The organism is Pseudochrobactrum algeriensis (assembly GCF_018436245.1).
Taxonomy (GTDB): Bacteria; Pseudomonadota; Alphaproteobacteria; order Rhizobiales; family Rhizobiaceae; genus Pseudochrobactrum; species Pseudochrobactrum saccharolyticum.
Window position 1 is genome coordinate 213,096 of record NZ_CP075361.1, and the last position, 22,178, is coordinate 235,273.

Here is a 22,178-nt window from a genome sequence, read left to right on the forward strand (position 1 = left end):
GAAGTTTCGTTTTTTCGCTCGATTTAGTTTCGTTTTTTACTATATTGCTTTCATATTGCGGATGATGCCGGATTGAAGACGATTCCGGTGCGCCGTTTTTCATGTGTCACAGCCGTGTCAATTTATCGTGCTTCAAGCAGTTACGTATTGAATTGACATGATTTTCGGCGGAGCTTGCGACGTGGTTGCAAATACGGACTACGATATTTTCATTATTGGCGGCGGTATTAATGGCTGCGGCATTGCCCGCGATGCCGCAGGGCGTGGTTTCCGCACCGGTCTGGCCGAAATGAAAGATCTGGCAAGCGGTACATCTTCCCGTGCAACCAAACTTATTCATGGCGGATTGCGCTATCTGGAGCATTATGAATTCCGGCTGGTACGTGAAGCCCTGATGGAGCGCGAAGTGATCTGGGCTAATGCCCCGCATGTGGTCAAGCCAATGCGTTTCATTCTGCCTTATCATCGCGGCGGTGTGCGTCCGGCTTGGCTGTTGCGACTGGGATTGTTCCTGTACGACCATATTGGCGGGCGTAAATTGCTGCCTGCAACCCGCACCTTGAATATGAAAACCGATAAGGCTGCGGCACCGCTGAAAGACATGTTCACCAAGGCTTTTGAATATTCCGATGCATGGGTTGATGATGCACGTTTTGTGGCACTCAATGCGATGGATGCTAAAGAACGCGGTGCAACAATCCGCACCCGCACCAAAGTCATTGCCGCACGGCGCACTGCTGATATCTGGCATTTGACATTGCTGGATTTGCGCTCGGGCAAAACCAGTGAGGTGACATCAAAGCTCGTGGTGAATGCTGCCGGCCCGTGGGTTGACCGTGTGCTTGCCGGTGTGGAAGGTCTGTCCGAGGTGCATAATGTGCGTCTTGTGCAGGGCAGCCATATTGTGGTGCGTAAGAAATTCGACGGCGATCGTTCTTATTTCTTCCAGAATAATGACGGGCGCATCATTTTTGCTATTCCTTATGAAAATGATTTTACGCTGATCGGCACAACGGATCAGGACTATCACGGTGATCCGGCGAAATTAGAAATTACTGATGCCGAGAGCGATTATCTGTGCTCTGCCGCCAGTGAATATTTCCGCGAACCGGTAAAGCGCGAAGATATTGTCTGGGCTTATTCCGGTGTCCGTCCGCTCTATGATGACGGAGCCGATAAGGCGCAGGAAGCCACGCGCGATTATGTGCTGAAAGACGATGCCGGTGAGAATAAAGCACCGCTGATTAATATTTTCGGCGGTAAAATCACAACCTATCGCCGTTTATCCGAGCATATGATGCAGAAGATCGAGCATTTTCTCGGTAAAAAAGGTGCGTCATGGACACATAAGGCGCCATTGCCGGGTGGTGACTTTCCGGTACAGGATTTTGGCCGGATGAGCGCGAAGCTTAGCATCCATTATCCTTTTCTGACGCCATCTCATGCGGCACGTCTGTTCCGTATGTATGGTACGCGTGCGCAGTGGATTTTGGGCAATGCAGCGGATTATAAAGATCTCGGTCAGCATTTTGGTGCCGATCTTTATGAAGTTGAAGTGCGTTATATGATGGTGCAGGAATGGGCACTGACCGCAGAAGATATTGTCTGGCGGCGTAGCAAGCGCGGACTGGTCATGACGGCAAGCGAGATCGCGGCGCTGGATCAGTTTATGAAAACCGAAACCGGTTACCATGAGGAAGCGGCGTAACGCTTTTCATATTATCCACTTGTAGTTTCACACCGCAGCAGGAAACTTCCGGCTGCGGTGTTTGTTTTTACAGCCATAGTTTCTCCTCCTTTGGGTCTCATCTTCATGCTCTTCACAGCAGCATAAATCTGGACTACCATTCTCTGTGCAGACACTGAGTGAAGCATAAGAGCAGTTTTCATTTTGACAGATGTTTGGATGCAGAAAACCGCTCTATCTCTTTGTATTACGCAGTTTCGAACGGAAAACCGTAAACACTTTTCCTGAAACTGCTCTGAGGAGCAGCCGATGAGCATTCAGTCAGGCGAAATATCCGCCGCGGCAGGTCAGTCAGTCTTCAGCGCTCATGCGGAGCGGGTTCACTCTGCCATTCGCGGCAGTGGTGCGGCGCGCTCGGCCCTCGTTGCCTCATGGCAGCGCTCTGCCCGTTTGCATGGTCTCAAGCCGCAGGATCCCGGCAAACCCCAAACTATCACCGCTCAGAAACTGCGCGAAGTGCAGGAATATGTCGAGCCGCTGACCCATCTGGCACAACCGGTGCTGGATCGTCTGTTCCTGTCGGTTGGCGGTATCGGTTGTTGTGTATTGCTGGCTGACGGTAATGGTGTGCCGGTGGAGCGGCGCGGGGCTGTTGCGGACGATAAGACATTTCATAAATGGGGTCTATGGACGGGTGCCGTCTGGAGTGAAGCCTGTGAGGGCACCAACGGCATTGGCACCTGTATTGTCGAGCAACGCGCAGTGACAATCCACCGTGAACAGCATTTTCATGCAAGAAATGCAGGGCTTTCCTGCTCTGTTGCCCCGATCCACGATCATACAGGGCAGCTTGTTGCGGTGCTCGATGTATCCTCCTGCCGGTCTGACCTGACTGAGGCCTATGCAGGGTTGATTTTTGCTGCGGTGAATGACGCGGCACGCAAGATTGAGACAGATTATTTCCGCTATCATTTCCAGAAAGCCCGTATTGTTCTGGCGCCTGTCACTGAGCATAACAGCGGTGCACTGCTGGCAATTGATCGTGATGATATGGTGATTGGTGCCAGCCGTTCCGCACGTCTGGCACTGGGGTTGGGCGAAGACGGGTTGAAAGATCCGGTTCCTGCGGCCGATTTCTTCGGAACGCTGGCTGAGCAGGATATGGATATGGCCGAAGCTGAACGCGGTGTCATTATCCGCGCCCTTGCACGGGCTGAGGGTAAAATTTCCTCGGCAGCCAAAATTCTTGGCATGAGCCGTGCAACCCTGCATCGTAAGCTTAACCGTTTGCAAATCAGACGAAACGGCTGAGCCGCGCGGCATTCCGGAAGATGTGAAATGTTTTTTGGACGGGATGCACGAACTTAAAGCCATCTCTCAAACTGTCTCATTCTTGCGACATTGCGGGCAAGCGTTTGTGATGAGTGCTCCGCTGGCCTCATGACAAGCTGCGTATTTCCCGCAACATTATTTGTGAGTTCAGGCATTTGCATCTGAGGAGAGATGTAAATGCCATGACTGAGCGAGAAACAGGGAGAGAGACAATGAACAAGGTTGAAGTAAACCGGACTGTTCATCCTGAATTTGCCAAACGCTATGGCAATTTCATCGGCGGCAAATGGGTCGAACCGAAATCCGGACGTTATTTTGAGAATATTTCACCGGTCAACGGACAGGTTCTCTGCGAGATTGCCCGTTCCGATGCAGCGGATGTGGAATTGGCGCTTGATGCCGCCCACGCTGCGAAAGAAGCATGGGGACGCACCAGTGCCGCAGAACGTGCGCTGATCCTCAACAAAATCGCTGACCGGATGCAGGATAATCTGGCACTGCTCGCCGAAGCTGAAACCTGGGACAACGGCAAGCCGATCCGCGAAACCACCAATGCCGATATGCCGCTGGCGATTGACCATTTCCGCTATTTTGCCGGTGCTATCCGTGCGCAGGAAGGTGGCATCTCTGAAATCGATCACGATACAGTCGCCTATCACTTCCATGAACCTTTGGGTGTGGTCGGGCAGATTATTCCGTGGAACTTCCCGATCCTGATGGCGGTGTGGAAACTGGCACCGGCACTGGCTGCAGGTAACTGCGTGGTGCTGAAACCGGCTGAGCAGACACCGGCTTCTATTCTGGTGCTGGCGGAACTGATCGGTGATCTTTTGCCTGCCGGTGTGCTGAATATTGTCAACGGTTTCGGCCTTGAGGCCGGTAAGCCTTTGGCTTCCAGCCCGCGTATTGCCAAAATCGCCTTTACCGGTGAAACCACCACCGGCCGTCTGATTATGCAATATGCCAGTCAGAATCTCATTCCGGTCACGCTGGAGCTGGGCGGTAAATCGCCGAATATCTTTTTTGAAGATGTGACCGCGGAAGATGATGACTATCTCGACAAAGCCATTGAAGGCTTTGTAATGTTTGCGCTCAATCAGGGTGAGGTCTGTACCTGCCCGAGCCGTGCGCTGATCCATGAAAAAATCTACGATAAATTCATGGAAAAAGCTCTGAAACGGGTAGAAGCGATTGTGCAGGGTGACCCGCTCAATCCGGCAACCATGATCGGCGCGCAGGCCTCGCAGGAACAGCTGGAAAAAATCCTCAGCTATATGGATATCGGTCGTCAGGAAGGCGCGGAAGTGCTGACCGGTGGCGAGCGTAACCAGCTTGGCGGTGATCTGGCCGGCGGTTTTTATGTGAAGCCGACGGTATTCAAAGGTCATAATAAGATGCGAATTTTTCAGGAAGAAATCTTCGGTCCTGTGGTTTCCGTTACGACCTTTAAAACGGATGAGGAAGCGCTGTCGATTGCCAATGACACGCTTTATGGCCTTGGTTCCGGTGTGTGGACTCGTAATGGCAACCGTGCTTACCGCTTTGGCCGTGGTATTCAGGCAGGGCGTGTCTGGACAAACTGCTACCATGCTTATCCGGCGCATGCGGCCTTTGGTGGTTACAAACAATCCGGAATAGGGCGCGAAAATCACCTGAAAATGCTCGATCATTACCAGCAGACCAAAAATATGCTGGTGAGCTACAGCCCTAAAAAACTGGGCTTCTTCTGATCTGACGAAATGATCTCCCCCGAAGCCATGACCGGTTTCGGGGGAGATATGCATAACAAAAAATGAGAGCGAACGCAGTGAGTAGGATGCGTTGCAAACGTTCTGAATGTGGTTGCATTCCACGGCTGTCAGGCTGATCCGGCCTGATTGTGAAATGCTTCAGCCACGGTGATCCGGTCAATCCGGCTCGCCGACTTTCCGTAATGTTGGTGTCATGAATGGAGCAGAAGGAGTGCCTCTCTTTCTGCCAAAGGAGATTGTTATGGCAAAAACTATGAAAGCCGCTGTTGTACGTGAATTCGGAAAACCCCTGACAATTGATGAAGTGCCGATACCCGTTCCGGGGCCGGGGCAAATTCAGGTTGCTATTCAGGCATCCGGTGTCTGTCACACCGATCTTCATGCGGCTGAAGGCGATTGGCCGGTGAAACCAAATCCGCCATTTATTCCGGGACATGAAGGTGTGGGCTATGTCTCCGGCGTTGGTGCCGGTGTCAAACATGTCAAGGAAGGTGACCGCGTTGGTATTCCGTGGCTTTATACGGCTTGCGGCTATTGCAATCATTGTCTCGGTGGTTGGGAGACCTTGTGTGAATCTCAGGAAAATACCGGCTATTCTGTGAATGGCGGCTTTGCCGATTATGTGGTGGCTGATCCGAATTTTGTCGGTCATTTACCGAAGAATATCGAGTTTAACGAAATCGCGCCGGTACTCTGCGCTGGTGTGACTGTTTATAAAGGGCTGAAAGTCACGGATACCAAACCTGGTGACTGGATGGTGATTTCCGGTATCGGCGGGCTTGGCCATATGGCGGTGCAATATGCCAAAGCCATGGGGCTCAATGTTGTGGCTGTCGATATTGATGACGCCAAACTTGATCTGGCGCGACGGCTGGGTGCAGTTGCAACCGTCAATGCCAAAACCAGTAATGATCCGGCAGCTGAAGTGAAAAAACTGACCGATGGCGGTGCGCAGGGCGCACTGGTGACAGCGGTCTCGCCAAAAGCGTTTCAGCAGGCGCTGGGGATGATGTCGCGTGGCGGCACGATTGCTTTCAACGGTCTGCCTGCCGGTGAGTTTCCGGTGTCGATTTTCAACATGGTGCTGAATGGCGTGACATTGCGCGGTTCCATTGTTGGCACAAGGCTGGATTTACAGGAGTCGCTTGATTTCGCTGCAGATGGTAAAGTGAAGGCGACGATCAGCACTGACAGGCTGGAGAATATCAACGCGATTTTCGACAAGATGCGCAAAGGTGAAATCGAAGGCCGTATCGTGATGGATATGACCAAATAGCCCACAAACAGGAGGGCGTCATGACTGAAGCAGAAATGAACACGAATACAGCGCCGCTGAACAAAGTGACTGCGACGCCTGACGCCCTCAAACTGATTGCCGAATTGCAGGCAGAATATGGCCCTGTGATGTTTCATCAGTCCGGCGGTTGCTGTGATGGTTCATCGCCGATGTGTTATGCACAAGGTGATTTTCTGATCGGCGATCAGGATGTGCAATTGGGTGAAATTGGCGGTGCGCCGTTTTATATCAGCCGCTCGCAATATGAAGCATGGAAACATACGGATCTGATTATTGATGTGGTGCCGGGGCGGGGCGGTATGTTCTCGCTCGATAATGGCCGTGAAGTGCGTTTTCTGACCCGCTCGACCATTTGTACGATTTAATTGCTCCCAAGGCGTGACGTAAAAAAGGGCGGAAATTCCGCCCTTTTTTATATGTCTGTATGGCTTATGGCAGCTTGTAAGACATCACATAATCACCGGCTTTAGTGCCGACTGAACCATGACCACCGGCAACGATCAGCACATATTGTTTGCCGTCTTTGCCGGTATAGCTCATCGGTGTGGACTGGCCACCCGCAGGCAGACGTGTCTGCCAGAGTTGCTTACCGGTGGTGAGGTCATAGGCGCGTAGATAATCGTCAACCGCTGCGCCGAGGAAGGCAACGCCGCCTGCGGTAATCATCGGTCCGCCGATACCCGGCACGCCGAGTTTCAGCGGAATTGGCACCGGTGCCATATCTTCTACCGTGCCGTTTTTATGTTTATAGGCGATCTTGCCTGTGCGCAGGTCAACACCGGCCACATAGCCCCATGGCGGCGATTGGCACGGAATGCCAAGCGGTGACAGGAGCGGCCCCATAAATACGCCGTAAGGTGCGCCGTCATTACGGTTCAGCCCCTGTTCACTGGCTTTTTCATCCTCACCTTTCGGCGGTATCTGATCCGCAGGCACAAGGCGAGAAGTGAAGGCCAGATAGGTCGGCATACCGAACATCACCTGACGTTTCGGATCAACCGCCACGCTACCCCAGTTAAAGACGCCGAAATTGCCGGGATAGACAATTGTACCCTGCAGGGAAGGCGGGGTGTAACGACCCTCATAGCGCAGCGAGCGGAACTGGATGCGGCAGGCAAGCTGATCGAACATCGTTGCCCCCCACATATTGGCTTCCGTCAGCGGCGGAGGATTGAAGCTGAGACCGGAAAGCGGCTGTGTCGGTGCGGAGAAGTCTTCCGGTATTGCACCTGTCGGGGCTGCAACTTCGGTCACAGGAATAATCGCTTCACCGGTACGCCGGTCGAGCACATAAATATCGCCCTGCTTGGTTGGACCAACCAGTGCGGGCACAGCTTGCCCGCTCTTATTGGTAATGTCGAGCAACACGGGCTGAGCAGGCACGTCCATATCCCAGAGATCATGATGCACAGTCTGGCGTACCCAGCGCACCTGACCGGTTTTTACATCCAGAGCTGTGATGGAGGAAGAATATTTCTCTACCGCCTCACTGCGCCCCATGCCGAGCTGATCCGGCACCTGATTACCGAGCGGTATATAGATCAGGCCGAGATTTTCATCAGCGCTGAACACCGACCAGCTATTCGGTGAATTGGTGGTGTAATGCTCACCGTCCGCAATCGGTGTGGTGACATCAGGATTACCGGAATCCCAGTTCCACAACAACTGGCCGGTGAGAATATCAAAGGCGCGGATAACGCCCGACTGTTCCTGCGTCGAGAAATTATCATTCACCGCGCCGCCGACGATGATTTTTCCGTCCATCGCAGTTGGCGGGGAGGTGGAGTAATAATAGCCGGACGGATTATATTTCATACCGCGGGTCAGATCGAGCACGCCTTTTTCGGCAAAACTCTCGCAAATCCGGCCGGTTTTGGCATCCAGTGCAATCAGATGCGCATCCGATGTCGGCAGATAAACCCGCTCATAACAGGCCTGATCTGCGGCAACGCTCTGGTCTTTCCAATAGGTCACGCCACGGCAGGTCTGGTGCTGGCGCTGGGTATTGGCGCTGACCTCAGGGTTATAGCGCCACTTTTCCTTGCCGGTATCCGCATCCAGCGCAATGGCAATATTATGCGGCGTGCAGAGATAAAGCGTGTCTTCAATTTTGAGCGGTGTCACCTGATAGGTGGTTTCCGTCACATCCTGCGGCTGGCGCACATCGCCGGTTTGGTACTGCCATGCAAGCTGCAGGCTAACCACATTTTCCGGTGTGATTTGTGTGAGTGGTGAATAACGCTGACCATATTGCGTGCGGCCATATTGATGCCATTCGCCATCCGGTACCGTATTGCCCATATCCGGTGTTGCCGCGACCGCTTCTGTGGGAAGGGAACCGTCGAGATTATGCGGGTCTTTGGTGATTGAGATACCGGCAACAATCAGTGCGGCCGCGATTGCCCCCAGCAGCGGCAGAGGACTGGCGCTGCCTGCACGTGCCTGTTCTATCGTTGGTGCAACTTCTCTGCTGGCAGGGCTGAGCGCTTTGCGGATCGGTGGCAGCAACAGCCACAGACCCAGCAGCACAATAATGCCGCCGCGTGAACCGAGCGGCCACCAGTCAAAGCCGACTTCATAAAATGCCCAGCCGAGTGTGCCGAGAATGATCAGGGCATAGACCCAGAGTGCCGCAGCACGGCGGGTGAAAAGCAGTATGGCGGTCAGTAAGAAACCGGCCGCTGTAATAATGTAATAAAGGCTGCCGCCCAGCAGGGCGAGTTTTATGCCACCATAACCAAGCGCGATGCCTATGAACGCAAAGAGGATGGCTGTTAATGAAACTAACACAATGCTACCCCTTATTTATTGAATGGGGAAGAATATAGATCAGTAAAGCACAGCGGGAAGTGCTTCGAAACATTTATTTGAAAATAGAACAAATGAATCGGCGCAGATACAGTTAATTCTGACAGGAAAAAGCGCAGGAAATTCTGTAAAACAATAAGTAAATCAATTCTCTAATCAATTAAAACGCCGCCCGTAACAGGGCGGCGTTTTGTTTGAAAGCATTAGCCTTGGGAGGATGGTGCTTTTATAGGCGTGTGCTGGTGAAACTGCGCAGGCGCAGCGCATTGGTCAGCACGAAGATACTCGACAGTGCCATGGCTGCCGCAGCCAGTACCGGCGAGAGCAGGATGCCGTAAAACGGGTAGAGCAGGCCTGCCGCAACCGGAATGAGCGCGGTATTGTAGGAAAACGCCCAGAACAGGTTCTGACGAATATTGCGGATGGTCGCTTTGGACAGAGCAATCGCATCCACAACAGCAGTCAGATCGCCGCTCATCAGCACCACATCGGCGCTTTCAATTGCGATATCCGTACCGGTGCCCACAGCCACACCCACATCAGCAGCAGCCAGTGCCGGTGCATCATTGATGCCGTCGCCGACAAAGATGATTTTACGGTCAGAACCTGCGAGACGCTTCAGTGCTTCCACTTTACCATCCGGCAGAACTTCCGCTGACACCTCATCAATGCCGAGTTCTTTGGCAATGGCATTGGCCACGACTTTGCTGTCACCGGTAATCATCGCCACTTTCAGGCCAAACTTATGCAGGGCATCAATCGTAGCTTTGGTTGTAGGTTTCAGCTCATCCGCCACGGAGAAGGCGGCGACCAGTGCACCGTCGCGTGCCATATAGAGCACGGATTGTGCTTTCGCGGTCATTGCCGCTGCGGCCTCTGCACCGGTGCTGACATCAATGCCGAGCTTTTTCATGAAACGTTCTGCGCCGACATGGATGGGCTGACCGTCAACCATGCCACTGACGCCGAAGCCCGGTACAGCTTCAAAGTCTTTGACTTCCGGTTGTTTCAGCCCCTTGTCTTCCGCAGCCTGTACCACAGCAGTCGCAATCGGATGTTCTGAGCGGGATTCCAATGCGGCTGCCAATGCCAGCATCTCATCAGCATTCTGATTGCCGAATGTATGGAACTGCGACAGCACAGGTTTGCCAATGGTCAGCGTGCCGGTTTTATCAAAAGCGATAATATCGGCATCGCGCAGGCTTTGCAGGGCATCACCACGGCGGAACAGTACACCCATTTCCGCACCGCGACCGGTACCGACCATGATCGAGGTCGGTGTTGCCAGACCCATGGCACAAGGACAGGCGATAATCAGCACGGCAATGGCATTAGCCAGCGCGAAGGTGAAGGCCGGTTCAGGGCCAAAGATAAACCAGATCAGGAAGGTGACAAAGGCTGCGAGCATAACCGCAGGCACAAACCATGTCGTGACTTTGTCGATCAGGTTCTGGATCGGCAGCTTATCGGCCTGTGCATCTTCCACCATGCGGATGATCTGCGAGATCACCATATCCGCACCAACCTTGGTGGCGCGATAGGTGAAGGCGCCGGTCTTGTTGACCGTACCACCGACAACCGTATCACCGACATTTTTCGTGGCAGGGATTGGCTCACCGGTAATCATAGATTCATCAATATAAGACGTACCCTCAGTGATCTCACCATCGACCGGCACTTTCTCACCCGGACGCACCAGAACGAGATCGCCTGCACGCACATCCTCCAGCGGAACATCCTGTGCCACGCCGTCACGCACCACACGCGCGGTTTTGGCCTGAAGCCCGAGCAGATGGGCAATGGCATGGGATGTGCGGCCTTTGGCGCGGGCTTCCATCCAGCGGCCGATCAGGATCAGCGTAACGATAACCGCTGCTGCCTCATAATAGACATTGACGGTTTGCGCTGGCAGGACAGAGGGCATGAAGGTTGCAACAACCGAGAAGCCCCATGCTGCCAATGTGCCGACAGCTACGAGCGAGTTCATGTCCGGACCGCCGCGCAACAGCGCCGGAATACCGATACGGAAGAAACGCAAGCCCGGACCAAACAATACGAGCGTTGTGAGAATGAACTGGAGATACCAGCTGTTTTGCGTACCGATTGTGCCGGCAATAAAATGATGCAGCGGCGGGAACAGATGCGAACCCATTTCCGTGATGAAAACCGGCAGTGCTAAAGCACCGGCGATCAGCACGTCGCGCTTGAGGGTTTTAATCTCGGCATCATTTTTCTCTGCACGGCGTTCCGCACCGCTTGCAGGAGCGGCCGCTGCCACAGGCTGTGCCGGATAACCGCTTTTGGTGACAATATCCGCCAGCATTTGCGGCGTGACTGACGGATCACTGAGCGTGATATTGGCGCGTTTGGTCACCAGATTAACGGAGGCTGCAGCAACGCCGGCAGAGGATTGCAGGGTCTTTTCCACGCGTCCGACACAGGATGCGCAGGTCATGCCATCTACTTCCAGCACCACCTGTGCCGGTGGTTGCGGAATATGCGCGGTGTAACCGGCTTTCTTGATAGCTTCGGCAGCAAGGCCTGCATCCGGCTTATCTGCAAAGCGCACGGTGGCCTGCTGTGTCGCCAGATTGACTGTTGCGCTGTTGACGCCCGGCAAAGCGAGCAAGGCTTTTTCCACACGGCCTACACAGGAGGCGCAGGTCATGCCGTCAATATCAAGCGTAACAACAGGCTGACCCGAGCGTGTCTGCTCAGGGTGACTATGTTTGGTCATGACAGAAACTCCTGCCTTTAGCCGAGGATTTTTGTTTCGTAACCTGCCGCATCAATGGCTTTGGCAATTGCTGCTGCATCTGCCGGAGCCGAAAAACCGATGCTGGCTTGCTTCTTCGCCAGATCAACGCTGACGGTGCTGACACCTTCAACGGCTTTGGCGGTTTTCTCAATTTTTGCCACGCAGGAACCGCAGCCCATACCGTCAACAGAGAGCAGAACAGTGGAGGAAACGGATTGTGTCATGATGATCTTCAGGGCTGATCGTGCGGAAAGTCCCGCCTGCGGAAGCCCTGCCTTTCTTGTCAGTTTCAGGCGCATGTCAGCGCTTTTGTTGATGTTGACAAGAAGATAGGGCTTCCCATGATGGGAAGGTCAAGGACATTTTCCGTAAGAAATATATTTAATTTAACTATATGATTTTACGTAATTTTATCCGTCATATCCCGCGATGAAGTCACAAACATCGCGCTGTGACATCGGTTTTCCGGTGAAGAATCCCTGTACCTCACCGAATTGTTCGTCTTTCAGGCGCGTGAGCTGTTCCTGTGTTTCCACGCCTTCTGCCGTCGTTACAATATTGAATGCGCTGCCTAGAGAAACCACAGCCTGAATAATCGCCAGATTGCGTTTGTCATTATCAATATTGGACACAAAACTGCGATCAATCTTGATCTTATCAAAAGGGAAAGTGCGCAAATAATTGAGGGACGAATAGCCGGTGCCAAAATCATCCATGGCAATGCTCACGCCCAGATTGCGCAATTCGAATAACAATTCGGTATTATGCTCGGTATTGGACAGCAGCACTGTTTCTGTGATTTCCAGTTCCAGACGGTTGGCCTGCAAGCCGCTTTCTTCAAGGGCGGATTTCACCATGTCCAGCATGTTGCGGCTGTTAAACTGTACCGGCGACAGATTGACGGAAACTTTGATTTTCTCCGGCCATGAAATGGCATCCTGACAGGCCTGCCGCAGAACCCAGGCACCGATTGCAGAAATGATACCGGTATCTTCGGCAATCGGAATGAAATCATCCGGTGCGACCAGTCCGCGGGTCGGGTGCTGCCAGCGCAACAGAGCCTCACATCCGGTAATAAGATCTGTCGTCAGCGAGAAAATCGGCTGATAAAACAGCACAAATTCATTATTTTGCAGAGCGGTATGCAATTCCAGCGCGGTGCGGTGGCGTTTTTCGACTGCCTCGCGCATGGATCTTTCATAAAAACGGTAGACACCGCGCCGGTCTGCCTTGGCAGCATAAAGCGCCAGATCGGCATTGCGCAACAGCGTATCAATATCCTCACCATCTTCGGGGGCAATGACAACACCGATGGTACAGCCGACATATTCAGGACTGCCGTCCAGATGAAAAGGTTTGCTGAACAGATTGGTGATTTCTTCGGCAAAATGGCCGATTTCCTGCCGGTGATCAGGGTTTTCCGGGTCAAAAGGATGGATGATCGCAAATTCATCACCGCCAAGACGGGCAATAAAATCCTGCGGTTTCAGAAAGGCGCTGAGACGACGGGCGACCTGACAGAGCAGGGCATCGCCTGCCGCATGGCCGATACTGTCATTGATATGTTTGAAGTGATCGACATCAAGAAACAGCAGGGCATGGCTCTGGATTGCTTCCTTTTTGGAGAATAAATCCGTCGTATGGCGCGAAAAATAGACCCGGTTCGGCAGATTTGTCAGCGAGTCATGCATGGCCGTATAGGTCAGATGCGCCTGCAGAGCCTGTTCTTCCGTGATATCTTCCATCAACCCGATCAGGTAACGCGGTTTTTCTCCGTTTTGCGATGGAATTGTGCGTTTCATCACCCGCACATGACGGCTGTGACTGCGTAACGGAATTTCATTTTCGGCAGTGAAAACACTGTCGCTCTCCATCACATATTGATCTTGCGTGACAAAATTACGGGCATCTTCTTCACTGAAAACCTGATGATCGGCTTTGCCGATGACATGCGCAGATTCTTTGCCGGTAATGGCACTGGCTGTTTCATTGAACAGAACATAGCGCCCGCTATCCTGCATATCTTTAATGAAAACCCCGATCGGCAGGTTTTTAATCAGACTGTCGAGCAATGAGCGGGTCTGGCTGATTTCATTGCGCGCTTTGCGGATTTCTGTCTGATCCTGAATGATCGCGAGAATTGCAGGCTGATCGTTGAAATTTGTACGCCGTCCATAGGTGATGACTTCAATTGTCTCGCCATTGGCTTTCAGATGTTTCCAGATTTGCGGCTTTCCGAAGTCAGTTTCTGCGTGGATGGCAGCGATCATGCGTTCGTGCTCGGATTCAGGGCGGATATCCAGCACAGTCATCCGGCTCATCTGCTCCGGCGTATAGCCGTAAAATTCAAAAGCAGCGTCATTCAGCAATAAAAATTTGAGCGAAATCGGATCATACAGCCACATCGGAATAGGGTGCTGTGTGAAGAGCAAACGAAAATCATTCTCTGATAAAGCAGGCTGAAAATACAGCGGGGAGTCGATCTGACTGTTCAGCGGGGCAGTTGTCATAAAGGCTCCGTGTCTTTTAGTTGGCAAACATCATGCCCGGCAGTGCCGTGCGGCTGTTTACACCGCATGATAAGCCTACACGACACATCACAAATCTTAAAACTACATTACAAGCCTGCGATAATTTTTTTCCAGATATTTCTGAGGAAAAATAGCGAATAAAATTACATCTATTTGAAAAATATAGAGAATTATCGTTCTGGCGATGTTTCATTATTTGTGACGTTTTTTTACAATTTTGTTTTTTTGAATGCAGAACAGTGCCGGAGCATATCCGGCGGTGGAATTTGTCGTCTTTGCTCTTTGTCATCTCTTGCTTCGGAGTGCCTGTTTACCTAAAAGCTAACGCCTGTGTGAAGTTTTTGTGAAGTCTTTGTGACTGCTTTTTTATCAGCAATGACCGGTAAAATTACCGGCAGAGACAAACAGGCAGACGCATCGTGTAACGCTGCAGGAACCGGAAAGTTCCTGTTATTTTGGAAGCTGCCCATTGAGCAATCTTGCGACGCCGGTCCCTCATCATGCACCGCATGCTGTCCCTTACTCTGACAGCGCGCTGAATCACGGGGATAAGTGGAAGGGCGCGCGGCGCAATGGCCGGTTCTGTGCATATTTTGCCCGCAGGCACTGGTTCTGGCGCGCATTGATTGCCACAGCCGGAACGCTGTTCCTCACCCTATCTGTCGTGATGCTGACCGAGTGGCTGATGCGCGGTTCCGCTGCATCATGGAAGCAGTATTTTACGCTGACACATCGCCCGCTCTGGACGACATTGGCTCTTGTTTTCCTCACACTGTTTTTGCTGGACAGCCTGCTGGGGCGTTTGTGGCAGGGTGTTTTGATTGTTGCGCCGGTTTTGCTTGGGCTTGCATGGTTCAGCCGGCAAAAGGGCATGTATCTCGGCGATCCGCTCTATCCGAGTGATCTGCTTTATACCCGTCAGGTTGTTGATCTGATGCCATTGCTGGTGCGTGACAGGCCGCTGGATGCGGCGCTGATCGTGCTCGCTTCGATGGCGGCTCTTGCGGCTTTGTATTTTTGCTGGCGCTTTTTCCGTCGCTCTGTGCCGCGTCTGAGCTGGACTGCGCGTGCAGCGCGTCTTGCTGTGGCCATACCGGCTCTGATCTGGTTCGGCAGTATTTCCGATTATTCCAGCTTCTCCTATATCCGCGACCGCATGGGCATTGTGCCGATGATGTGGGATCAGAAGGAAAATTATGCCCATAACGGTTTGGTTGTGGCGTTTATTTTCAATATTCCCATGGCCAATGTTTCTGCGCCGAACGGCTATTCGCAGGAGCGGATTGCCAGTATTGCGGAATATTTATTCCCTGCAGATGATGACAGCGGTCTGCTGGGCGGCTCATCTTCTGCCCACGGCAATACCATTGTTCCGGTTGCCGCACGCAATGACGAAAAGCCAGATGTTATTGTTATTATGAGCGAATCTTTCTGGGATCCATCCCGTCTTCCGGGTGTGGCCTTTGATGAAGATCCGATTAAAAATGTGCGTGCCAATCAGTCCGGCCATGTGTTTTCGCCGGAATTCGGCGGCATGACCGCAAATGTTGAATTTGAAGCGCTGACCGGTTTTTCGAATGCCTTTTTGCCTTATGGCAGCATTCCTTATCAGCAATATGTGCGCAGACCTGTGCCTTCGCTGGCTTCATTCTTCAGCGAGCAGGGTTATGAAACCCGCGCGCTGCATCCCTATCGCCAGTGGTTCTGGAACCGTGGCTCTGTCTATGAAAATTTCGGCTTTGATAAATTTCTGTCCGAAGAAAATCTGCCGGAGCTGATGAAAAAAGGCCATCTGGCTTCCGATGAAGAATTCACCAGCGAGATTATCCGCTCGGCTGAAGAGGCGGAAAAACCGCTCTTCCTGTTCGGTGTATCTCTGCAGGGACATGGTCCTTATGCGCCAAGCCGCTATCCGGACAGTCAGATCAAAGTTGTTACCAATGCTGACAGCGCTGTGAGTGAGGCATCCAAAGGGTCTGTGCGGTCTTTTGCACAGGGCGCACAGGATGCGGATATCAATCTCGGACGGCTGATGGCTTGGGCGAAGAAGCGCGAGCGGGAAACAATTATTGTTTTCTTCGGCGATCATCTGCCGCCGCTCGGCGATGTCTATGTTGAGAGCGGCTATATGAAGAACCGTACGGCCAGCCGCGTGGATACGGCCGATCATATGCTGGCGCAGCATGAAACCCCGCTGGTATTGTGGTCAAGCCGTACAGACAGTTTGCGCGGTGTCGGCACAATCAGCCCGTCTTTCCTGCCGCTTTATGTTCTGGAAATGGCCGGTCTCCAGCATCCTTACTACACCGGATTTTTGAGCAAAGTGCATCAGGAATATAGCGTGATTGATGGCCATCTGCTGCTGGATAAAGATTACACACCCCATGCCGGATGGATGCAGCAACCGGTAATGCCGCAGATTTTGCAGGATTACCGTCAGGTTCAGTATGATATGATGTTCGGAAACAGCTATTCCAAAGAAAAGATGTTTCCGTTTATCAGTGCCGGTATTTATGCCACGACCGGTGAGAACAATAAAAAACAGGTTACTTCGCAATATTAGCGGATTGAGCGCCTGCTTTTTTACTGACTTGCTATGATGAAATAATTTTTTTATGTTTGGTCAAAGATTGCGACTATCGTTCTTTGTTTGACCGTCATCAGAACGGGTTTTCCCGTAAAATGACCGGCATCTGCACTGAACCGATCAGGGAGAGGCAGATTTGAAGCGACATCTCACGCTATTTGCGCTCGCTCTGTTGCTTCCTCTGATTATATTGGTCGGCTTTTTTCTATGGCTTCTGGTTTTACAGGAAAGAAGCCATATTGAAAATCAGGCTTTTGATGTTACCCAATCCCTCGCGGTTACAATTGACCGTGAGGTCTACGGCCTTCAGCGCGCAGCTGAAATTATCAGCTATTCCAATATTCTGAAGAATGGCCGTTTTGATATTCTCCAGACGACCCTGCATGATATGGCGCAGGAATTAAACATCAATATTACGGTCTATGATCCTGAGGCGAAACTGCTGGTTGCCTCGGATCCTGCACGGGTCGGTGATCTGCCGCTGCTGACAAAAACAGATCTTGCGGCTGCCAAAGCGGCAGGCAAACCCTATGTCACCGGTGTGCGGCGTGCTCATGAGAATACACCTTTTTGTTTTACGGTGGTTCGTCCGGTTTTTGTTGACGGGAAAATCAATTATTTTCTGGCGCTGAGCATGGAAGCACAGCGCATTACCGATCTTTTGAATTTGAGCGGTATATCCAAAAACTGGATTGCGGTTGTGGTGGATCAGAATGATCAGGTTCTGGCGCGCAATAATAACAGCAATGATTATACGGGACAGCTGATACCGGATAAATTGCGTGCGGAAGCCACAGATAAGCAGGGGCGCTGGCGCGGACAGATTCTCGATGGCAATCAGGTGGCCGGTTATTATATCCGTTCGCCGCTGAGCGACTGGCGCATTGCGATCGGTGTTAACCGCTCGGAGCTGAACTGGCCGGTTTGGGTGGCTTTTGCCTATTTTATCATCCTGTTACTGGGCACATTATTGCTGAGTGCCTTGCTGGCAGGGTTCTTCGGACGCCGGATTTCGAAGCCGGTCAGAAAATTGGCCGCACAGGCTATGGCTGTGGGGGATGTGCAGGCGATAAAGCCGTTGGGTTCGGGCATTAGCGAGCTGGATGTTGTTAGTGAGGCACTGATACAGGCCGATAAACGCAACCGTGCGAAAGAGCTGAAACTTCTGGAAGCGCAATTGCGCCTGCAAATGGCGCTGGATGCCGGTAATATCGGTGTCTGGGAGTATAACCCAGAAGATGCCGAAGTAAGCCTTGATGGCCGTGCCAGCCACATGCTGGCATTTAAGGACAGACGTAAAATCAATTTTGTTACGGATTTTATGCCTCTCGTCCATGAGGAAGATAAACTGCGCGTTGAAACGGCTTTGAGCAACGCGCTGACATCAGGCGATATTGTCCGCGAGACTTTCCGCATCCGCGATACGGAACAACCGCATCCGGTCTGGGTGACGGGTATCGGCAGGCGTATTTATACGGATATCGGCAAACCTTCGGTTCTCGGGCTGATTGTGAATGTGACCGCTGAACAACTGGCGCTGGAGCAGCGGGAAGTGGTAGCGCAGGAGCTGAACCACCGGCTGAAAAATATGTTCGCGGTGATTATCAGCTTAATGAGCCTTTCCGCACGGGGCAAAACGGATGTGCAGGATTATGTCGGTCAGATGCGGGAGCGCATGACAGCGCTGGCCGGTGCATTTGAGCTGACCTATCAGAAAACACCCGCTGTTACGGGGCAGCATAGCACGATCTCACTGAATGAATTGCTGACCCGCCTTACGCAGCCTTATGTCTTTTCTGATTTGGAGCGCATTTCCATAGAAGGCGATGCACTTTTATGCCCCGTAGCCCATGTCACGCCGATGAGTCTGGTGTTTCATGAATTGATGACCAATTCTGTCAAACACGGAGCGCTGTCAGTGCCGCAGGGACATGTCCGTATCGAACTATCCGCATATGAGGATTTTATGCGGATTGAATGGCGGGAGACCGGCGGGCCGCAAATTATGCAGGAGCCGTCACAGCGTGGTTTTGGCTCCCGTCTCAAACAGCTCAGTATTGATGTGCAGATGCGCGGTTCGTTTAAGGAAATATGGGACAAAAACGGCCTTGTTTTTGTGATTGAGCTGCCATTGCCTGATATGCCTTCAGAAAAGAGTGCATAAAACAAAAACGCAGAGTGGTCAGGAAAAGATCAATGCGGGTGCTGTTTCCTGGCGCTGCTTTTTAAACTGCCGGTTTTCTTATTGAGCGTCATCTGATTTTGCAGCGACAAAGCATTGATGATTGCGCAATCCGGATCATTATCGCCATGGCAGCGGTCTGCCAGCTTCTGCAATGTATCGGCCATAGAGCGCATATCAGCGATTTTGGTTTCCAGTTCAGCCACATGCGCCAGCGCAATCTGCTTCACTTCGGAAGATGCGCGCTGATCATTACGCCAGAGATTGAGCAGTAATTTAATCCGTTCCAGCGACAGGCCGAGATCGCGGCACTGACGGATGAAGCGCAGATTTTGCACATCACGGTCGGAATAGACACGATAGCCGGAGGCCGTGCGGTCAGCCGCATCAATCAGGCCGATGGATTCATAATAGCGGATCATCTTGGCTGAAATGCCGGATGCTTTTTCTGCTTCGCCGATAATCATGATTGCTCCGCTCCGTTTCTTGTCTTGCCATTTATATAGGGTGCGCAGGGGTTTATCAAAGATGCTGTGCGGAGATAAAAATATTAGGTGATGACAGCTGTCCATTTTTCCTGTAGATACTGATATATCAGGATCATTCCGAATGAGCATCGCTTTATGAGGCCTGAACCATAGTCACAATGCTTTAAATGATATTAGTTTGATGCATCATATATGGCATGGTGCTGGCGGAACGAGTGACCGGCTATTCGCAAAGGGGAGTTTGCAGAATATGACATTGCATAAGAATCTGATCAACGGCGAATGGGTTGGCGGCGAGGCTATCCCGAATATCAGCCCGTCTGATACCAATGATGTGGTGGGTGAATATGCCCGTGCAACGCAGGCCGATGCACTGAGCGCGATTGCAGCCGCCAAAGCAGCTTTTCCAAGCTGGTCACGCTCCGGTATTATGGAGCGCCATGCAATCTTGCGCAAAACTTCTGATGAAATTCTGGCGCGCAAAGAAGAACTCGGTCGCTTGCTGGCACGCGAAGAGGGGAAAACGCTGCCGGAAGCTATTGGCGAAACTATGCGTGCCGCGCAGATTTTCGACTTCTTTGCTAATGAAGCCCTGCGCCTTGCTGGTGAAGTTCTGCCATCCGTGCGCCCGAATATCGGCGTGGAAATCACTCGTGAACCGGTTGGTGTGGTCGGTATTATCACACCGTGGAATTTCCCGATTGCTATTCCGGCATGGAAGATTGCACCGGCCCTTTGCTACGGGAACACCGTGGTGTTCAAACCGGCTGATCTGGTACCGGGCTGCGCCCATGCAATCGTTGATATTCTGCACCGTGCGGGCCTGCCAAAAGGCGTTCTCAATCTGGTGATGGGCAAGGGCTCGGTTGTTGGTCAGGCCATTCTCGACAGCGCTGATGTGCATGCCCTGACATTCACCGGTTCCACCGGCACCGGCCAGCGTGTTGCTGCGGCTTCGATCGTGCATAACCGCAAATTCCAGCTGGAAATGGGTGGTAAAAATCCGTTTGTTATTCTGGATGATGCCGATCTCGATGTGGCCGTTGAAGCAGCGCTCAATTCGTCTTTCTTCTCGACCGGTCAGCGTTGCACCGCGTCTTCCCGCCTGATTGTGCAGGACGGTATTCATGACCGTTTTGTTGATGCACTGGTTGCCCGCATGAAGACGCTGGTGATTGATGATGCGCTGAAATCCGGCACGCATATTGGTCCTGTGGTAGACGACAGTCAGCTGAAGCAAGACTTGGATTATATTGCACTTGGTACACAGGAAGGCGCAAAACTTGCCTTTGGCGGTGAGCAGCTGGAACGCAGCACACCGGGTTTCTATTTGCGTCCGGCCTTGTTCACAGAGGCGACAAACCAGATGCGTATTTCCCGCGAGGAAATCTTCGGCCCTGTGGCCAGCGTCATCCGCGTTAAATCCTATGAGGAAGCGCTTGCAACGGCCAATGATACGGCTTTTGGCCTGTCTTCCGGCATTGCAACAACCAGCCTGAAATATGCCACGCATTTCAAACGCAATTCCGATGCAGGCATGGTGATGGTCAATCTGCCGACCGCAGGCGTGGATTTCCACGTGCCTTTCGGCGGCCGCAAAGGCTCCAGCTACGGTTCGCGTGAGCAGGGGCGCTACGCGGCGGAATTCTATACCACCGTCAAAACCGCCTATACGCTGGCAGGCTGATATAACGGGCGAGAAATAAAAAGCGGAGAGGGAAACCTCTCCGCTTTTTTGTTTAGTCCAGCGCTTTAAGATTGCGTTCAATCGCAGCGCGGCGGCTTTCAAGGAACGGTGGCAGAGAGAGGCTCTCTCCCAGACTTTCCATTGGCTCATCGCTTGCAAAGCCAGGCCCGTCTGTAGCGATTTCAAACAGCACACCATTGCCTTCGCGGAAATAGAGCGAGCGGAAATAAAACCGGTCGATCTCGCCGGAAGAGCGGATCTTGTGGTCATTCAGCACACGCAGCCATTCCTGCATGCCGGCTTCGTCCGGTGTGCGGAACGCGACGTGATGGGCAGCACCTGCACCTTGTTGCGCGGCAGGCAGATCAGGCTGCACAGCTACATGCAGTTCAGCCGCTGGCCCGCCTTCACCCATTTCATAAACATGAACATGACCCTGACCATCCGGTGAGGCATAGTCGCGGGTTTTACGCATATTCATCAGCTTGATGAGAAAAGGCTCCGTATATTTCAGATCCGGCACACTGATCGTGATCGGGCCGAGGCCGCGGATCTGATGATCTGCGGCAACAGGGCTTTTCTCCCAAGGATGCGATTCACCGGTTTTACCGTCATCCAGCAAACGGAAACGCTGACCTTCGAAATCCTCAAAATCCAGAGAGGCACGTCCGTCGATGAGCTGAATATCACCAGCCTGAACATGCGCATCGCTCAGGCGCTTACGCCAATATTCCAGCGAGTCCTGACCGGAGACACGCAGACCAGTGCGGCTGATGGAATGTGTGCCGCGTTTTTCCGGTGCAGTCGGCCAGTCGAAGAAAGTGAGATCAGAACCGGGGGAGGCCTGACCATCGGCATAAAACAGATGATAGGCACTGGTATCATCCTGATTGACGGTTTTCTTGACCAGTCGCATCCCGAGAAGATCAGTGTAGAATTTCTTGTTTTCTTTCGCCTGTGCGGTGATCGCAGTCAGGTGATGAATACCTGTCAGGTTGGGTGACATCATATCCTCCTATGCCGGTTTGCAGATTGGAATGATCCGGCTTGTTGATCTTCCATATAGGGCG

The 22,178-nt window shown here is 52.3% G+C and carries 14 protein-coding genes; 8 read left to right on the forward strand and 6 right to left on the reverse strand.

The features are described 5' to 3' along the window. The first annotated feature begins 181 nt into the window (after positions 1-181). The 5 genes from glpD to KHQ09_RS03175 all read left to right on the forward strand — a co-directional run bounded on the left by glpD (position 182) and on the right by KHQ09_RS03175 (position 6,432). A complete protein-coding gene (gene glpD / locus KHQ09_RS03155; RefSeq protein WP_238481549.1) occupies positions 182-1,708 on the forward strand; it encodes a glycerol-3-phosphate dehydrogenase in 1,527 nt (508 codons plus the stop codon). Between the two features lie 288 nt (positions 1,709-1,996). Continuing rightward, positions 1,997-2,998, forward strand: a complete 1,002-nt coding sequence (locus KHQ09_RS03160; protein ID WP_213596241.1) for a helix-turn-helix domain-containing protein — start codon at positions 1,997-1,999, stop codon at positions 2,996-2,998. 233 nt (positions 2,999-3,231) lie between these two features. Continuing rightward, positions 3,232-4,749 (forward strand): aldehyde dehydrogenase, encoded by a 1,518-nt coding sequence (adh, locus tag KHQ09_RS03165; protein ID WP_213596243.1) that lies wholly within the window; start codon positions 3,232-3,234, stop codon positions 4,747-4,749. Positions 4,750-5,011: 262 nt separating this feature from the next. Beyond that, positions 5,012-6,046, forward strand: coding sequence for a zinc-dependent alcohol dehydrogenase (locus KHQ09_RS03170; RefSeq protein ID WP_028233590.1), 1,035 nt, complete (start codon positions 5,012-5,014; stop codon positions 6,044-6,046). Between the two features lie 20 nt (positions 6,047-6,066). Then, positions 6,067-6,432, forward strand: a complete 366-nt coding sequence (locus tag KHQ09_RS03175) for a DUF779 domain-containing protein (protein WP_022710747.1) — start codon at positions 6,067-6,069, stop codon at positions 6,430-6,432. Positions 6,433-6,496: 64 nt separating this feature from the next. Here KHQ09_RS03175 and KHQ09_RS03180 read toward each other — a convergent pair whose 3' ends face one another. The 4 genes from KHQ09_RS03180 to KHQ09_RS03195 form a co-directional block, all read right to left on the reverse strand. Then, complete coding sequence (locus tag KHQ09_RS03180) at positions 6,497-8,857, reverse strand: glucose/quinate/shikimate family membrane-bound PQQ-dependent dehydrogenase (RefSeq protein ID WP_213596244.1); 2,361 nt, start codon at positions 8,855-8,857, stop codon at positions 6,497-6,499. Positions 8,858-9,101: 244 nt separating this feature from the next. After that, positions 9,102-11,612 carry a heavy metal translocating P-type ATPase gene (locus KHQ09_RS03185; RefSeq protein WP_213596246.1) on the reverse strand — a complete coding sequence of 837 codons (2,511 nt, stop codon included), beginning with the start codon at positions 11,610-11,612 and terminating at the stop codon, positions 9,102-9,104. Between the two features lie 17 nt (positions 11,613-11,629). Further along, positions 11,630-11,932 carry a heavy-metal-associated domain-containing protein gene (locus tag KHQ09_RS03190; protein ID WP_213596248.1) on the reverse strand — a complete coding sequence of 101 codons (303 nt, stop codon included), beginning with the start codon at positions 11,930-11,932 and terminating at the stop codon, positions 11,630-11,632. Positions 11,933-12,043: 111 nt separating this feature from the next. Beyond that, positions 12,044-14,143 carry a putative bifunctional diguanylate cyclase/phosphodiesterase gene (locus KHQ09_RS03195; RefSeq protein ID WP_213596250.1) on the reverse strand — a complete coding sequence of 700 codons (2,100 nt, stop codon included), beginning with the start codon at positions 14,141-14,143 and terminating at the stop codon, positions 12,044-12,046. A 490-nt stretch (positions 14,144-14,633) separates the two neighbouring features. On the opposite strand from KHQ09_RS03195, the gene KHQ09_RS03200 reads away from it, so the two are divergent. Then, complete coding sequence (locus KHQ09_RS03200) at positions 14,634-16,727, forward strand: LTA synthase family protein (protein ID WP_238481550.1); 2,094 nt, start codon at positions 14,634-14,636, stop codon at positions 16,725-16,727. Between the two features lie 160 nt (positions 16,728-16,887). After that, entirely contained in the window at positions 16,888-18,915 is a 2,028-nt protein-coding gene (locus KHQ09_RS03205) for a sensor histidine kinase (protein ID WP_213596252.1), read from the forward strand. A 29-nt stretch (positions 18,916-18,944) separates the two neighbouring features. Here KHQ09_RS03205 and cueR read toward each other — a convergent pair whose 3' ends face one another. Next, complete coding sequence (cueR, locus tag KHQ09_RS03210; RefSeq protein ID WP_213596254.1) at positions 18,945-19,400, reverse strand: Cu(I)-responsive transcriptional regulator; 456 nt, start codon at positions 19,398-19,400, stop codon at positions 18,945-18,947. A gap of 271 nt (positions 19,401-19,671) precedes the next feature. On the opposite strand from cueR, the gene KHQ09_RS03215 reads away from it, so the two are divergent. Next, a complete protein-coding gene (locus tag KHQ09_RS03215) occupies positions 19,672-21,108 on the forward strand; it encodes an aldehyde dehydrogenase family protein (protein ID WP_213596257.1) in 1,437 nt (478 codons plus the stop codon). A 52-nt stretch (positions 21,109-21,160) separates the two neighbouring features. On the opposite strand, the gene KHQ09_RS03220 is transcribed toward KHQ09_RS03215, so the two are convergent. After that, entirely contained in the window at positions 21,161-22,114 is a 954-nt protein-coding gene (locus tag KHQ09_RS03220; protein ID WP_213656858.1) for a VOC family protein, read from the reverse strand. Between the last annotated feature and the right edge of the window lie 64 nt (positions 22,115-22,178).

Coding starts and splice junctions, on each gene's coding strand:
- KHQ09_RS03175 (WP_022710747.1), top strand. CDS start 6,067: ATGACTGAAGCAGAAATGAACACGAATACAGCGCCGCTGAACAAAGTG.
- KHQ09_RS03220 (WP_213656858.1), bottom strand. CDS start 22,114: ATGTCACCCAACCTGACAGGTATTCATCACCTGACTGCGATCACCGCA.
- cueR (WP_213596254.1), bottom strand. CDS start 19,400: ATGATTATCGGCGAAGCAGAAAAAGCATCCGGCATTTCAGCCAAGATG.
- KHQ09_RS03195 (WP_213596250.1), bottom strand. CDS start 14,143: ATGACAACTGCCCCGCTGAACAGTCAGATCGACTCCCCGCTGTATTTT.
- adh (WP_213596243.1), top strand. CDS start 3,232: ATGAACAAGGTTGAAGTAAACCGGACTGTTCATCCTGAATTTGCCAAA.
- KHQ09_RS03160 (WP_213596241.1), top strand. CDS start 1,997: ATGAGCATTCAGTCAGGCGAAATATCCGCCGCGGCAGGTCAGTCAGTC.
- KHQ09_RS03215 (WP_213596257.1), top strand. CDS start 19,672: ATGACATTGCATAAGAATCTGATCAACGGCGAATGGGTTGGCGGCGAG.
- KHQ09_RS03185 (WP_213596246.1), bottom strand. CDS start 11,612: ATGACCAAACATAGTCACCCTGAGCAGACACGCTCGGGTCAGCCTGTT.
- KHQ09_RS03190 (WP_213596248.1), bottom strand. CDS start 11,932: ATGCGCCTGAAACTGACAAGAAAGGCAGGGCTTCCGCAGGCGGGACTT.
- KHQ09_RS03170 (WP_028233590.1), top strand. CDS start 5,012: ATGGCAAAAACTATGAAAGCCGCTGTTGTACGTGAATTCGGAAAACCC.